The organism is Stenomitos frigidus ULC18 (genome assembly GCF_003003795.1).
GTDB lineage: Bacteria > Cyanobacteriota > Cyanobacteriia > Leptolyngbyales > Leptolyngbyaceae > Stenomitos > Stenomitos frigidus_A.
Genome location: NZ_PVWK01000050.1, coordinates 14,539 through 29,247, shown reverse-complemented (window position 1 = coordinate 29,247; position 14,709 = coordinate 14,539). Strand labels below are relative to the sequence as shown.

Here is a 14,709-nt window from a genome sequence, read left to right as displayed (position 1 = left end):
GATAATGCAAAAATTGCCTGGGGAAATACATCAGGGCTTTACGGTTGGATGCTCAAGCCAATGACGGGATGCTCAAGTCAATAATACTAATAGGTCTGCATGAAGAAAACTCGTTTCTGTAGTTCTAAAACCTGGTTTTTAATCCCTATTTTCTTCAGTCTATTACTGTCAATTACCTTCTTCTCTCACAGAGTCATAACGTCGGCCTCCAATATTCCTCCTCTTGTTGCGCTCACCGCAGATACGGGTGACGCTCTGAAGTACCAGAAAGCTACGGTTTTAGGAGAAAAAAGTGCTCCCATAGGGGGTGGAGGGTACGTTACAGGTATCTCCCTTCATCCGCAGCAGAAAGACCTTGCATATATCAAAACAGATATTGGTGGTTTTTATCGTTGGAACTCGATCGACTCTAATTGGTCTCCGCTCACAGACCACTTTTCCCTGACTCAAAGCAATTACTACGGTGGAGAGTCATTAGCGCTCGATCCAAATGATTCCAGCATTGTTTATATCGCTACTGGCAAATTTACGGCGGACTGGGCACAACCGATCGGAACAATCTTCAAATCGACCGATCAGGGAGCGACGTGGAAAAAGCTAAGCATCGATTTAAAAATGGGAGGCAATGAGAATCTTCGATGGGTAGGAGAAAGACTGGTCGTTAACCCACATAACTCTAAAGACATCTTTTTTGGTTCCCGCTTAGATGGTCTATGGAAATCATCAGATGCAGGCGCAACATGGTTTAAGGTGACTACTTTCCCTGGAAAGCTTGAAGCGGGTATCGGCATTACGGCATTGGTCTTCAATCAACAAGTACCTGGCTTGCTCTATAGCGTTGTTTATGGTGATGGTATTTATCAATCTATTGATACAGGAGCTAGCTGGAATAAGCTAATTGACAGCCCTGCCTTCGCAAAGCGAATTTCGGTAGCTAACAGTGGTGACTTGTACGTAACGCATGCGTCTGGTGTAAGCAAATATGTCAGTGATCGGTGGAGTGACATTACACCGTCAGGAACACGAAACTCTTTCAATGCTCTCAGTGTTGATCCAGTGAATGTCAACAATGTGCTCATTGCTCTTGGCGAGACACCATCTACTACTATCTATCAATCCCTTGATGGTGGTTCTACTTGGATAGAAAAAATACGCTTTTCAAATAGTACTGTTCCCTGGTGGAGCGAGTTCATGGTTTCACAGCCCTGGATTTCTGCTATTGAGTTTGATCCGAAGGTGAGCAACCGAGTCTGGCTCACAGACTGGTACGGCATTTGGCGGACAGAAGATATTAAGGCTAATCCAGTTGTTTGGACTAATTATGAAAGAGGTCATGAAGAAATAGTGACTTTTACCTTGGCTTCTCCTCCGAAAGGTGCTCTTTTACTCAGTGGCGTGGCTGACGTAGATGGGTTTTACCACAACAATGGGTTAGATACTTACCCGTCTCAGGGTTTTGGTCGTAGCGGGCCATCCTTTCAAGATACTTATAGCATTGCCTACTGCCAGACCGCGCCTTTGAATCTAGTGCGTGTAGGCGGCAACCGTGAAAGCTCAGTCTTTACAGGAGCCTCCTCAACTGATGGCGGTCTGCACTGGAAAGTATTTGAGTCCTTTCCAGCAAATATAATGCCTATGCGTGTTGCGGTTTCAGCAACCAATCCAAATTTGTTTGTTACTACTGTTAGTGAACAAGAGCCTTTGCGGACTCTGGATGGTGGTATTTCATGGAGCAAGGTATTAGGGTTGCCCAATGGAGTAAAGGGACCCTGGAATTGGTCTCAACCATTGGCATCAGACCCTGTAGATGGTAATGCGTTTTATTACTATGCCGATGGCAAGGTTTACCGCAGTACTGATGGCGGGAATCTCTTTAGTATTGTAAATAGCGCACTACCGAGTGAGGGCTGGCAATCACTTAAAACAATGCCCGGCTTTAAGGGTGAAGTTTGGATTAGTCTGGATTCGCAAGGTTTACATCGATCGTCCGACAGCGGCGAGACGTTTTCCAAGCTTAGCAATGTAGAAAAAGCTTATTTATTTGCTTTCGGAAAGCCACAAGCGGGAAGCACTGCACCGGCCTTGTATCTCTACGGCAGAATTTCTGAAATGGGTGACGGAATTTTTTCTTCCTTGGATTTAGGAAAAACCTGGAAACGCCTCGATCGTTCTTCTAACCCTGTTGGTAACAGTCCTAATGTCATGGAAGCTAGCTGGCAAGAGTTCGGGCTTGTTTTTGTGGGCACTAATGGAAGGGGAATTTATTATGGAACTCAGAAAGGGTGACTATAAACGACGGAAAAATAGAGCCCGTTCTCTTGTAGGGTGAATTTGTCACCCGAAACGGAGACTAAAGGCATACCCCAATCGAAACGAGCCGTTAGACGATCGCCTAGCTGCAAGCGCAGCCCCAACCCGACCGACGCGATCCTCTTCGGATTCAGGCTGACGTTACTGCTTCGATTTGCAACTGTCGCAAAATCAATAGACCTCTTGCACATTAACCGCGTTAAGCCTCAAGAGCCCATTCATAGTTGTACAAAGCGGCAATCAAATTACAGCGAAGACCATAGCGACGACGGCGATTGCGGTAGCGTTCAGCCAGGATTCTAAAAATCTTGAGGCGGCGATTGACATGTTCAATCCCAATCCGTTCCCTCGCCAGTTCACGGTTGTGCCGTTTCTCAGCGGGAGTGAGCGAGCCGCCCTTCGGTTTCTTGACAGGCAAGCGACTGTTGGCGTGGAGCTTTTGGATTCCTTGATAGCCCTTATCCTGAAAACTTTGCGTGTCCGGATGAAGGTGGACCCCTGAGGCTTGAAAGAGTTTGAAATCATGGCGACTGCCTTTGCCAAAAAACAGACAGAGCACCTCCCCCGTCTGCTGGTCGATGAGCACTTGGCATTTGAGCGTATGCCGCTTCTGCTTGCCGGAATAAAACTGGCGTTGCCCCCGTTGAGGGCGCTCAATGGGCGTTTCCGTCACATCCATCACGACCACCTGGGGACGACCGAAGCCCTGCACCAAGCGTTTCTTGCCCGGTAAGCGGAATCTCCCTGAACCCATCAAATGGTCTTCCACCCAATGCACAATGCGGCACACCGTGGCTTCGCTAATCCTCCAACTGCTACCGATGTGGAAGTAGGTGCGATACTCTCGCCAGTACTCCAACGCCACCAAGATCCGATCCTCGAGCTCGAGCTTGGGTCGAGCACCCGGTTTCAGCACCGCTCTCCACTGCGGTTTGAGCACTTTCACCATCTCCTTAAACGTGGCTCGATGGATCCCAAAGCGGGCTTAAAGTGTTCAAGGGAAAGGGTTTGAGCTATTGTATAGTTCATCATCAGGATACTGAATAAATTGCTATAGTCCTGATGTTTCCTCTTTCCCATCACTGTTGGCAAGCCTCTCATCTTAATCTGCAAGAGGTCTAATAAAAGGGGGCAACTGTAGCAGCCCATTGAGTTTGGGTAATCTTAGCAGTGGAATGCGGACTTCTGCCGACGCAAACAAACCATTATCGGCAAGTAGCAGGTCTTGTCGGTAGCCGCGAACTGTATCCTGTCCGCCTTCGCTGACCTGTTCTAACGCTAAGAGCGGACGATCGGCGAGTTGGAGATCGCCTCGTAGCAAGCAGCAGCGGTGTATCAGGAGCTAAGAGGCGTACATACTAGACTTGTTGCTTTATAAGGTAAATTAGCTCTATCCCCTGATGAAGCAGTAGACCATGCTCAACATTGATCGTGCGCTGGAGAATGAGCGCTTGTTGCGGGCGTTGACTGGGAATCGGAAAGCGTTTGACAAGTTGTGTGCGGTCTTCGAGGTCGTGTATCAAGAACCACTTGAGCGCGACGCTAAACCCCGCCAACGTGCCAAAGGTGGGGTACGGCAAACTCGGTTACAGAGCCTCGAAGCCAAACTATGCTTCATCTTGTGCTCTTTCAAGTGTGATCCGACATTCGCTGTTTTAGGGTTGTTGTTTGAGCGAGAGCGCGGTCGCAGCAATCGGTGGGCGCATCGACTGCAAGGGCTTTTGGCAACTGCCTTGGGCAAGAAGATGGTGTTGCCCGAACGTAAAATCGAGGGTATCGAGCAGTTTTTACAGTGCTTTCCTGCGGTCAAGGCGGTGATCGTTGATGGCACAGAACGTCCGGTGCCACGACCGAAAGACGCCCAGAAGCAAAAGGAGTGTGACTCCGGCAAGAAGCAACGGCAGACTCGTAAGCACATCACCGGCACGACCCGCCAAAAGCGAGTGCTTGTGTTGACGAAAGCGAGGGCTGGAAAAATCTATGACAAACGGCCACTCGATGAGGAAGAGCGAGTGGAGCCTCTTCCCGATGCGGTGAGCGTTGAGGGCGATTTAGGCTTTCAGGGCTTACAGAACGAATTTGTCAACATTCATCTACCCCATAAAAAGCCGAGAGGCAAAGAGTGGCGTCAGCAGCAACAGCAGGAGAACCGAGAATTTAGCCGTCAACGAGTCAAGTGTGTAGCTTGCTTCCCGTAGGGTACATGCCCATGCTGGGATAAAGCGATAGCAGGCAGTCTCTGCCATTTATAGGAATCGGGTGCCTGATTTTGATGACCGTCTGATGCTAACAGCGGCTGGGCTATGGAACTTCCATTTGGCAGCAGCTTAACTGGAAGAGGGTAGGGAAAGTCAGCCTCTGCACCACTTTCATGTACTTTTATTTGGCAACAAGTCTTCTTTCTAGCAAGTTGGTGGTTTCCAGTTGCGCCTCCTGTTTTAGCTCTAAACAGTGCGGTTTTTATGTGCTTTGCTTATCACAGTTACAAACTGCAACGACTCGCCTATTTTGATGGTTTGACTCAGGTGGCCAACCGTCGTTATTTTGATCTGTTTCTTGCGGAACAGGCTCAGAAGAAAGGCAGCTTATCACTCATCTTGTGTGACATTGATTGTTTTAAGCTGTACAACGATACGTATGGGCACCAGTCGGTGATGAGTGCCTACGCAAAGTAGCTCAGGCAATCCGTAGTGCAACACGCCAAACAGATTTTGTCGCTCGTTATGGTGGAGAAGAATTTGTCATCGTTTTGCCGCATGCAACGTTAGAGGGTGCAAAGATTGTTGCAAATGGCATCATTAATCAAGTTAGAGCACTGGAAATACCGCATGAGACTTCGGTAGCCGCGCACTGCGTGACCCTCAGCTGTGGCATTGCGACTGTAAAAGTTAGCGACCAATACTTAAGAAATGCAGACTGGTCTGGATCAACCCTCGTTGCCCAAGCTGATACAGCACTTTATACTTCCAAAAGTAGTGGTCGCAATTGCTTCACCGGAATCCAGCTAGATGCAGAAGGCTAAGCGAATTGAACTGCTACGGGAAGGAGAACGCGTGCCATGTCATAGTGCATCAAAAAATGACAACCTCAACCAACTGGGTGCCACAGCAAACTGACGATGGCTCTTTTACCTTCTTCTCGGAGGTCTTTGGTGAGGCCTTTCACAGCCGTCAGGGAGCAAGAGCAGAAGCAATACACAAATTTGCGCAGGCAACCGAGTTAACGCAGAAAGCACAGCAGCCCTGTTTGCGCCTGCTCGATGTTTGCTATGGCCTAGGCTGTAACACAGCAGCAGCACTGGAAACAATTTGGAACGTTAATCCCGCTTGTGAGGTGGAGCTTTATGGGCTGGAGTTAGATGCTACCGTTCCCCAAGCAGCGATCGCACCTCCCCTGATTCAGGATTGGTCGCCAATGGTGCAGATGGTTTTGCAGCAGATGGCATTGTCGCATACCTGTAGAATGCCTTGCCTCAACGCAACGCTTCTAATTGGAGATGCGCGTCAAACGATGCCATCCCTTTGTCAATTGGGCTTTCAAGCAGATGCCATTTTCTTTGATCCTTTTTCGCCGCGTCGCTGTCCACAGCTATGGACGATCGAGTTTTTTGCTCTGGTGACACGCTGTTTAGCACCGCAAGGCAAACTAGCAACGTACTCACGCTCGGCTGCAGTGCGATCGGCCATGCAAGCAGCAGGATTGACGATCGGGACGATTCCGCTAGGTACGGCTCACTTACCGCATGAATGGTCACAAGGAACGGTTGGCAGCTTTGATGGGCAAACGCTGCATCCCCTTTCCCAAATGGAACAAGAGCATTTGTACACGCGAGCAGCCGTGCCTTACCGTGACCCCAGCTTAAGTGATCCAGCGACCCTAATCCTGGAGCGGCATCAGCAAGAACAGGCACTTTCTACACTAGAATCCACCTCTAGCTGGCGACGACGCTGGGGCATTCGATGAGGAGATTGAAGCAGTAGCGGTCAGCCATCAGCCGTCAGCTGGGGCATGGAGCTTAAGCCACACTCTATGTATCAGCCAGAATGTATCAGTCGGAACATCATCGTTACAGTCTTACTTGCACTGACTACTAACGACTGGCCACTGACATATCAGCCTCAGTTTCACTGCCGAATACTAACGGTTAGACACTGCTCGCTTCTAAAGTGTGAGCGATTGTACGTTCGTGTCGATCACTTTTGCCAAATCCTTTAAGAATGCGGCGGCATGAGCACCGTAGATAACGCGATGGTCGCAGGTCAGATTGACCTGCATCTGCCGTTTCACACCCAACAGCCCGTCATCCGTGGCAACAACAGTAGGCAACGACGCGCCGATCGCCAGAATCGCTCCTGTTCCAGGGGGCAGAATTGCATCGAAGCGATCGACCCCAAACATGCCCAAATTGGAAAGGGTAAAAGTGCCGGAGTTATATTCCACAGGCTGCAGCTGTTTGGAGCGGGCGCGATCAACCAGATCTTTCCAGGTACGCGATAGAGTGTAAAGATCAAGCTGATCAGCACGTTGTAGTACGGGTGTAATCAAGCCGCCATCCTCCATGGCTACTGCCACTGCGATGTTAATAGCAGCAGGATGGGAGAGGCTCTGGTTAACGTAACTTGCATTCAGCAGTGGGTGCTTTTGCAGGGTGATAGCAACGGCTTTTGCTAAAAGCGCCGTCATCGTCACGCCTTTAGACTTGATTTGTTTGTAGAGCTTGTCCAGGTTGTCCGTTGTGATCGTATAGCCGACATGGTAGGTGGGCACCTCTAGACTGGCAACCATGTTCCGTACAACCGCGTTCTGCAATGTTGTGAGCGGTACCTGCTGACCGGCGATCGCGGGTGTCGCTGGAGCCGCGACTGCTGGTTTGGGCGTCAGAGGCGTGACCGATGGTGGTGGTGTCATTGGTACCGTAGGAGTTTTAACTGCAGGCTGACCGCCAGCCGCCGCTTCGACGTCCTCTGCAACGATACGCCCGTGAGGTCCACTGCCTCTCAGTGTACTGAGATCAACTTTCAGTTCCTTGGCCAGCTTGCGAGCACGCGGCGACACAGCAACACGACCATTCGATGCTGCAGTGCTACCGTTTTGCACCGCTGCCATTGGAGCCACAACAGCCGCTAGTGCTTCTTGCTGGGTGTCAGCGATCGCGCCTGGAGTTTCTACAGGCGCGGCTGTTGCCTGTCCAGCCGCTTGTTGTTGAGCTGTGGCAATTTCAGCTTCAGTCTCAGCAATGAGGGCGATCGCCTCTCCTACGGGAGCCGTTTCACCGGCTGGTACGACAATCGCACCCAGATAGCCTTCATAAAAAGACTCTACGTCCATATCAGCTTTGTCAGACTCAACCACGACGACGGTCTCACCCTTTTCGACCTTATCACCAGGTTCTTTCGTCCAGGAGACGATTTTGCCCTCGGTCATGGTGGAGCTAAGCGCAGGCATGAAGACTTCGTAAATCATGGATGAGTTCCAGGTCTGAAATTTAGTAGAAAAAAGTTGTGTGAAGCGCAGACAAGCTAGCGACTGGCGATCGCAACTCTACCAAACTCAGCTACTAGCTTAAACTAATAACCAACGATGACAGCGATCGCTACAGATAGCCCTAGCTCTCTTTACTGTGGCACATTGAGCAATCCGTCAGATGTGTCGAACTATTCATTCGGCACTAGGCAACTAATAATTAAACAGCACCACGAATCGCTTCGACGATGCCGTCGCGGAGAAGAATTTCAACCTGCATTTTTTCAATCAGGTTGTCACCCGTTTCCACCCGAAAGATGCTGTCAATTTGCCCTTGCTGGACTTCTTGATTGAGTTCTAGCAGTTGAATTTGTTGAAGCTGTTGCAAGATCTGGTTTTTTTGCTCCAAAAATTCGCTTTTCTTCTCATTGACCTGAATTTGAATGCTGTCGATTTGTTGTAGGGTCTCAGGACCGGGTGGCTTGAGGCTCTGCTTCTGAATTTCAGCGATCATGCGCTGCCCCTGCATTTCAAGCTGCTGGAGTTGGTTGTCAAGCTGATTAATCTGCGCCTGTAGCTGTTGCTGTGCGTCTTCCTTCCATTGGGAAGTGACGATCGCCTTCACGTTGACCGTCCGCTTTAACAGCAGATGAGATTGAGAAACATCCATATAACGTTGGGTCGGGGAGAAGTGTGAGGAATGACAGAGCGTCCGTTGGCATATCTTTGGGCAAGCAATTGCACTGATGCCACCCGCTCAGTAGTCACAACCAATGAGGTACTGCGGCTTGCACCTAGCCAGACTACCCAACGAACATCTCGTTAATCATACCGTGGTAGCGCTCCGTCACGACATTACGCCGAATTTTTAGCGTCTGTGTCAGCATCCCGTTTTCGATCGAAAACGGTTCTGGAAGTAGTCGAAAGAGCCCCACGCGATCGTCCGCACGATAGCCTGGACGATTCTGCACTTCTCGGTTGAGCTCTTGGCGAATGAGATCTTGAACAGGTTTGCTGTCGAGCGTGAGGCATGAAGCGTGAGGCATGAGGCGTGGAGCGTTTTGAGGTTTGAGTTGATCCTGACTGCTGACGGCTGATGGCTGACCGCTGACCGCTGACTCCGGTGGTAGCTGCAAATCCATATTCTGCGCTACCGCCCATTTCTGTAACGCCTCCAGATTCGGTACGATCAGCGCTCCCAGCAATTTTTGATCCTGCCCTACCAACATAATCTGGTCAATATAGGGACTGCGGAGGCAGGCATCTTCGATCGGCTGGGGTTCAATGTTTTCACCACTGGTCAGCACGATTGTATCTTTGGCTCGTCCGGTAATAATCAGGTCATCCTGGTCTGTCACCCAGCCTAAATCGCCTGTATCGAACCAGCCATCGGGATCGATCGCTTTCGCAGTCGCCTCTGGATTTTTGTAGTAGCCCTGCATCACCTGAGCCCCACGAATCAATACCAAACCCTGCTTCAGGAGGGGCACTGGTTTCCGAGTCTCCGGATCAACGATGCGAGTTTCGGTCTGGGGCAATGGTTGTCCGTCACCACCGCGGATGTTGCGCCAGGGTCTCCGAACATGGGTAATGGGAGCAGTTTCCGTCAGTCCATAGCCACCCAAAATAGCCACACCAATGATTTCAAAAAAATCTTCCAGGTGTTCAGCGATCGACCCGCCACCGCTCACCAGGAATGTCACTTCACCGCCAATCCCCTCTCTCACCTGACGATAGACCAGTCGATCGCCTAAGCGATGGGGGAGCCACCAAAGGGCTGCTTGCAAAGCTGCAGCAAGACGTTGGGCGATCGAGGGGCTTAACACTTCCAGGCTCACACCGTGTAGAATGCGGCGAGCGGCAATATAGCGATGGCTCACATCGAAAAAGAACGTCACCAGACGCTGCTTGCTGGGCGGCTGATCGCGAAACTGCTTTTGCACCCCTTCATAGATGGATTCCCACAGACGCGGTACGGCCACCATGTAGTTGGGCTTAAAGTCCTTCAGATCTTTTTTGACATGGCGGATGTTGGTATACGCCTGGGCGCAGCCGTACGCAAAAATGAAGTACTCAAAGGTGCGCTCGTAGCAGTGCCAGATGGGCAGAATGCTCAGCACCCGCCCCTGCTGCGGATTAACAACCGATGCTGCACCGCTAATTTGGGCTAGCAGGTTGCTATGACTTAGCATCACCCCTTTGGGCCTGCCAGAGGTGCCAGAGGTATACATCAGCGTTGCCAACGACTCACGGGCTAGCTGCACAGGTTGAAGTGCACGCCCTGCACCAAGCTCCATTAGTTGGGAAAAATTGAGGCTTTTCAACGTGCCGACAGGCAGTGGTGGTTCGTCTGTCAGCGTGACGATAAACTGTAGCGGCAGCGTCTCCAATCCTTGAGCCAGTTTTTTCAACGTTGCCTGATCTTGCACCACGATCGCCTTACTGTCGCTGTGCTTGAGAATAAACAGCAGTTCATCGCGATCGGCTTGCGAACCTCGCACAGCATTTACGGCACCCGCACCCATCATGCCCTGGTCTGCAATCAGCCAGTGCGGGCTGTTATCGGCAAACAACGCAACGTGATCACCTTGCTTCACACCCAAGGCTTGCAGACCTGCCGCAAACTGCTGCATCTGCTGGTAAAGTTCAGCGTAAGTGAGCTGGACGATCGGCTTAGCGTGAGGATCGTATACAGCCACGTTTTGGCTGAAGCGCTGTGCTGCGATCGCCCACATCTCTGGAAGCGATTTTGCTTGACTGTAGTCGAGCAACTGGCTTAACGTTTGGCGTTCTTGCTCAGTCATGGGCAATGTGTGGGAACGGTTCATCGCGCAACTCCTAAAGCCTTGCCCTTATCTTATGACCTGATGGGGCGATCGACGACTGCGGTTATACTGTTTCCTAAGTGACACCTCCCCAAGTGACACCATCAGTAAGGCAGAGGACACACAAAGAGTAGAATTAACCGGAACGCACTACTACGGCTACTATCCCTCATTTTTTCCCGTCTCGCATGCATGCATCAACATTCCGCTGACTGCCATCACATTCCGTTAGAGCCACAAGCAACCGGGTCGCCAGCAAGCGAGTCACAAACCAAGCAAACCCAATTAACGATCGCCCTTCTACTGATCGGCAGCTTTGCCGTTGCCGAGCTCGTAGTCGGTCTGACCAGCGGTAGTTTGGCGCTTATTGCCGAAGCCGGTCACATGACTGCTGACAGCCTGGCGCTAGTGCTGGCATTAGTTGCCACTCGACTCACCCTCCGTCCCAAAGGCAGTGTATTGAGTGATTTACTGACAGGCATGGTGGCAGAAGCGTCTCCCATCTCATCACAAGCCGCATGGGAAACGTGGGCGGCATTGGTTAATGGGTTGGGACTTGTCGCGATTGCCTTTTGGATTGGCTGGGAAGCTGCCCAACGCTTGTATACGCCTCCAGAAGCAATTGCGAGTCTACCTATGCTGATTACAGCCGCTATTGGGCTTGTTGTGAATAGTGTCAATATTGCCCTCTTACATCGCGGTAGCAGTCATGATCTCAACCTGCGTGGCGCGTTTCTGCATGTACTGGCAGATGCCATGAGTTGCATCGGGGTCATTCTTGCCGCGATCGCGGTTGCCACTCTGCAATGGCTCTGGGCCGATGGAGTCATTAGCCTTGTTGTTGCAAGCCTCATTCTGATCGGTGCAATGCCTCTCGTGGTGAGAAGTGTGAGGGCCTTGAGGGGTGGGTAGTCACGGGTCAGGAGTTGGTGGTTACAGTTAACTTAAAGCTCACAACGTCTTTCCCGGACTCATCTCCCGATTTCTCTGCCTCCGTTTAAAACTTCAAGTATTAGGGCACTCTACTAAAAAGAGTGTCTACAATTGAACTGCCTGACATGTTTGTATGAATTAATTAGCTTTATTAAATCTTTAAGCTCTTAAGATAGAAAATCGACGATCGCGCGGTTGTCGCACTCCCTCATAGTTTCTTAGCAGGCTGTTTCACTGGGCATCATGTCAAAACGACTCTGTCATGCCTGACCTCACCTAGACTGCACGCGCTTGCTGGTCGCAACTTCATGGAAAACGACTTACTAACATCGGAATTGAGGGGGCAGCGCACACTCGCCACTGTGGTGTTTACAGATTGCGTTGGTTTCAGCGCCAGGATGTCAGTCGATGAAGATCACACCCTTGACCTGATTCGTCGTGATCTCAAGTACATGAAGCAGCTCTGCGGACAATATGAAGGGCGCGTTCTGAAATCCACTGGCGATGGCTTGTTGATGTGCTTTACCAGCGCTGTCAAGGCCGTTGAATGCGCGATGGAGATCCAGAAAAGTCTGACTGAAAAGGCCGTTAAGCTTCCGCCTGAAGATGCGCTAGAGCATCGTATCGGCATTCACTTAGCGGATATGTTCATCACCGAAACCGACGTGATGGGCAATGGCGTCAATATCGCGGCACGGTTGCAAACGGAAGCAGATCCGGGCGGTATTTGCATTTCTCAAACGGTTTTTGATGTCATCAAAGCCAGTCTCCATGTCGAGAGTGAATACCTTGGGCCGCGTGAACTGAAAAACATTCGTGAAGTGGTGCCTGTTTACCGGATTCTGATGACGCCAGAGTCGAAGGTTTTAAACCCGCACACGGTAGCCATCCGCAATCTTGAGCAAAGCCGCAACCTACTGCGTGTCAAAAAGCTGTTGTTCTATGCGTGCAAAAACAGCTGGGAAAGTGACCACAATAAGCTGAACTTGCTAAACTTGGCTGACCAAATCCAGGAGGTGATGCTGCTTGCCCCCACACCAGAGCGGCTCAGATTTTTTTTGGATGCTGCGGTGAGAACCCTGAGCAAGCCAGCCGAGTACTCCCTGATTGCCAATATGCTTGTCAAGGAAATCAGTCGCATTTATCCCGTGGCGCACGATCGCGATGACGATCCAACTTGCTACAACCTACCAGCAGAGGTTCAGCCATCACAGCATGCTGTTAACGCACTTTACGAACAACTTGCCACTGAGCTAGAAGCGACTGGAAATGGGGCACGCATTAAGAAACTTGCTTTTTACGTCTGTAGACGACGCTGGGAAAATGATCAAGGACGTCTAGACAGTATTCGCTTGGAGGATCTCGTTGCCGAACTACACCAGTCGATGCCGACGTTGGAACGACTCACGATCGCGATCGATGGCTTTGTGCAAACCCTCAGCAAGCAAGCAGAATATACTTTGATTGCCAACACAATCATCAGCAAGCTGCAGCGTCTTTATGGAGTGTCTGCTGCAGAACCTGCTGCTGTCGCTACACCTCAGCCACGTCAGGCGTTAGCCCCGTTAGAAGTACCTCCGATCGGTCTTGTTACACCAATAGTACCAGAGGCTACAACGCTGTACACTGTCATCGCTCGCAGTCTACAGTCAGAGCCAAATCTCCTGCGGATCAAAAAGCTACTGTTCTACGTTTGTTCCCGCCAATGGGAAAGTGATGCCGCTAAATTAGAGAGCCTAGACCTTACGCGTTTGCTGCAAGACGTCCATCAGATGACACGCACTGTTGAGCAGCTAGAGTTAGCTCTGCATGCAGTGGTCAAAACGCTGAACAAGCAAGGCGAATATCGGGCGATCGCCCAGACAATCGTGACCAAGCTGGCTCAGCTTTATCCTGGCTATCAAGCACCGGAGTCAGAGGCACAGCCCGTGTCAACACTAGAGCCGCAAGTTGCTGCCACTGAATATCGAGCACCCGCACCAGAGCCGCTACCAACGCCACAGGTAGATGCCCAATCAGTGCTGCCTCATGTTGCTGCCAATGTAGCGTTGGTGGACGGCAAGCAGGCGAAAGGAAAAGGAGAAGGAAAAGGAGAAGGAAAAGGAGAAGGAGAAGGAAAAGGAGAAGGAAAAGGAGAAGGAAAAGGAGAAGGAAAAGGAGAAGGAAAAGGAGAAGGAGAAGGAAAAGGAGAAGGAGAAGGAAAAGGAGAAGGAGAAGGAAAAGGAGAAGGAAAAGGAGAAGGAAAAGGAGAAGGAAAAGGAGAAGGAAAAGGAGAAGGAGAAGGAAAAGGAGAAGGAGAAGGAAAAGGAGAAGGAGAAGGAAAAGGAGAAGGAAAAGGAGAAGGAAAAGGAGAAGGAAAAGGAGAAGGAAAAGGAGAAGGAAAAGGAGAAGGAAAAGGAGAAGGAAAAGGAGAAGGAAAAGGAGAAGGAAAAGGAGAAGGAAAAGGAGAAGGAGCGCGATCGTCTGTCGTAGCAGCATCACTCCCTTCTCTACATGAGGTGCAGCTGAGCCTGTTTGACTTTCGGCTTGGCATCATGAAGTATACAAACCCATTACAGGCAAAAATCCTGCTTTTCTCCGCTCTGCACGATGACTTTGATTTCAGCAGTCAAGCCTGGAGCAACCTCAAACAGCATGATCTAGACAGCTTATTGCGCCATCTCTTGAGCGTTTGCAAAACCTATACAGACCTGGAAGCCTGCCTTTTTGGAGCCGCACGACGATCGGCCGAGCCAGAAACAACTGTGCAGACTGCTGAAGCCATCATTAAGTGCTTGCGCTCTTTCTATCTGTACAGCAGTTCTGCCCAACTAACTGCTGGTTTGACGGAGCCTACCCAACTTAAGCTCGACGACTTTGAAGAAAACACACTGGAATTTACCAGCATCGCCGACGAAGATGACCACACTTGCCAACTGTTGCCGCCCGTAGTCGAAGCAACGAGGATCTTCGACGGGTCTTCGCTAGAGCAGTCACTGATGCTCCCAGTGACTGCGATCGCAGACAATCTCAAGCAGACTGAAAACGGTTCAAGCAAGCCCTCTCTACAGCCGCCGTTGGCGTAGAACGCGACAACGAACGCTGTATCAGTTGTCATGCTCAATGGGCACCATAAAAAGGCTGTTCGCTAGCGCGATCGATAACGAATAACGAAGAGCAACTGATTCATAGCCGCTGG

At 50.5% G+C, this 14,709-nt stretch carries 9 protein-coding genes and 2 pseudogenes; 6 read left to right on the top strand and 5 right to left on the bottom strand.

The features are described from left to right. The first annotated feature begins 99 nt into the window (after positions 1-99). Entirely contained in the window at positions 100-2,286 is a 2,187-nt protein-coding gene (locus C7B82_RS08620) for a beta propeller repeat protein (protein WP_106255890.1), read from the top strand. A 223-nt stretch (positions 2,287-2,509) separates the two neighbouring features. On the opposite strand, the pseudogene C7B82_RS08610 reads toward C7B82_RS08620, so the two are convergent. Further along, positions 2,510-3,339: pseudogene (locus C7B82_RS08610) on the bottom strand (IS5 family transposase). Between the two features lie 73 nt (positions 3,340-3,412). Next, complete coding sequence (locus C7B82_RS08605) at positions 3,413-3,631, bottom strand: ShlB/FhaC/HecB family hemolysin secretion/activation protein (RefSeq protein ID WP_181357408.1); 219 nt, start codon at positions 3,629-3,631, stop codon at positions 3,413-3,415. Positions 3,632-3,725: 94 nt separating this feature from the next. Between C7B82_RS08605 and C7B82_RS08600 the strand changes: the two genes are divergently transcribed. The 3 genes and pseudogenes from C7B82_RS08600 (at position 3,726) to C7B82_RS08585 (ending at position 6,273) form a co-directional block, all read left to right on the top strand. Beyond that, positions 3,726-4,508: a transposase gene (locus tag C7B82_RS08600; protein WP_245939799.1), complete on the top strand. Its 783-nt coding sequence runs from the start codon at positions 3,726-3,728 to the stop codon at positions 4,506-4,508. Positions 4,509-4,772: 264 nt separating this feature from the next. Continuing rightward, a pseudogene (locus C7B82_RS35070) lies at positions 4,773-5,332 on the top strand (diguanylate cyclase). Positions 5,333-5,388: 56 nt separating this feature from the next. Further along, complete coding sequence (locus C7B82_RS08585; protein WP_106255886.1) at positions 5,389-6,273, top strand: tRNA (5-methylaminomethyl-2-thiouridine)(34)-methyltransferase MnmD; 885 nt, start codon at positions 5,389-5,391, stop codon at positions 6,271-6,273. A gap of 198 nt (positions 6,274-6,471) precedes the next feature. Here the strand turns inward: C7B82_RS08585 and C7B82_RS08580 are convergent, their stop codons facing one another. The 3 genes from C7B82_RS08580 to C7B82_RS08570 form a co-directional block, all read right to left on the bottom strand. Then, positions 6,472-7,773 (bottom strand): dihydrolipoamide acetyltransferase family protein, encoded by a 1,302-nt coding sequence (locus C7B82_RS08580; protein WP_106255885.1) that lies wholly within the window; start codon positions 7,771-7,773, stop codon positions 6,472-6,474. 220 nt (positions 7,774-7,993) lie between these two features. Beyond that, positions 7,994-8,443 carry a YlqD family protein gene (locus C7B82_RS08575; protein ID WP_106255884.1) on the bottom strand — a complete coding sequence of 150 codons (450 nt, stop codon included), beginning with the start codon at positions 8,441-8,443 and terminating at the stop codon, positions 7,994-7,996. 133 nt (positions 8,444-8,576) lie between these two features. Next, complete coding sequence (locus C7B82_RS08570) at positions 8,577-10,601, bottom strand: AMP-dependent synthetase/ligase (protein WP_106255883.1); 2,025 nt, start codon at positions 10,599-10,601, stop codon at positions 8,577-8,579. Positions 10,602-10,790: 189 nt separating this feature from the next. On the opposite strand from C7B82_RS08570, the gene C7B82_RS08565 reads away from it, so the two are divergent. Further along, entirely contained in the window at positions 10,791-11,510 is a 720-nt protein-coding gene (locus tag C7B82_RS08565; protein ID WP_106255882.1) for a cation diffusion facilitator family transporter, read from the top strand. A gap of 329 nt (positions 11,511-11,839) precedes the next feature. Next, the gene (locus tag C7B82_RS08560; RefSeq protein ID WP_106255881.1) at positions 11,840-14,596 is read left to right on the top strand and encodes an adenylate/guanylate cyclase domain-containing protein; all 2,757 of its coding nucleotides are present in this window, start codon (positions 11,840-11,842) and stop codon (positions 14,594-14,596) included. Positions 14,597-14,709 lie beyond the last annotated feature (113 nt).

What these genes read in the sequence shown, in the direction of transcription:
- C7B82_RS08620 (WP_106255890.1), top strand. Translation starts at nt 100, where the DNA reads ATGAAGAAAACTCGTTTCTGTAGTTCTAAAACCTGGTTTTTAATCCCT.
- C7B82_RS08600 (WP_245939799.1), top strand. Translation starts at nt 3,726, where the DNA reads ATGCTCAACATTGATCGTGCGCTGGAGAATGAGCGCTTGTTGCGGGCG.
- C7B82_RS08585 (WP_106255886.1), top strand. Translation starts at nt 5,389, where the DNA reads ATGACAACCTCAACCAACTGGGTGCCACAGCAAACTGACGATGGCTCT.
- C7B82_RS08580 (WP_106255885.1), bottom strand. Translation starts at nt 7,773, where the DNA reads ATGATTTACGAAGTCTTCATGCCTGCGCTTAGCTCCACCATGACCGAG.
- C7B82_RS08575 (WP_106255884.1), bottom strand. Translation starts at nt 8,443, where the DNA reads ATGGATGTTTCTCAATCTCATCTGCTGTTAAAGCGGACGGTCAACGTG.
- C7B82_RS08570 (WP_106255883.1), bottom strand. Translation starts at nt 10,601, where the DNA reads ATGAACCGTTCCCACACATTGCCCATGACTGAGCAAGAACGCCAAACG.
- C7B82_RS08565 (WP_106255882.1), top strand. Translation starts at nt 10,791, where the DNA reads ATGCATCAACATTCCGCTGACTGCCATCACATTCCGTTAGAGCCACAA.
- C7B82_RS08560 (WP_106255881.1), top strand. Translation starts at nt 11,840, where the DNA reads ATGGAAAACGACTTACTAACATCGGAATTGAGGGGGCAGCGCACACTC.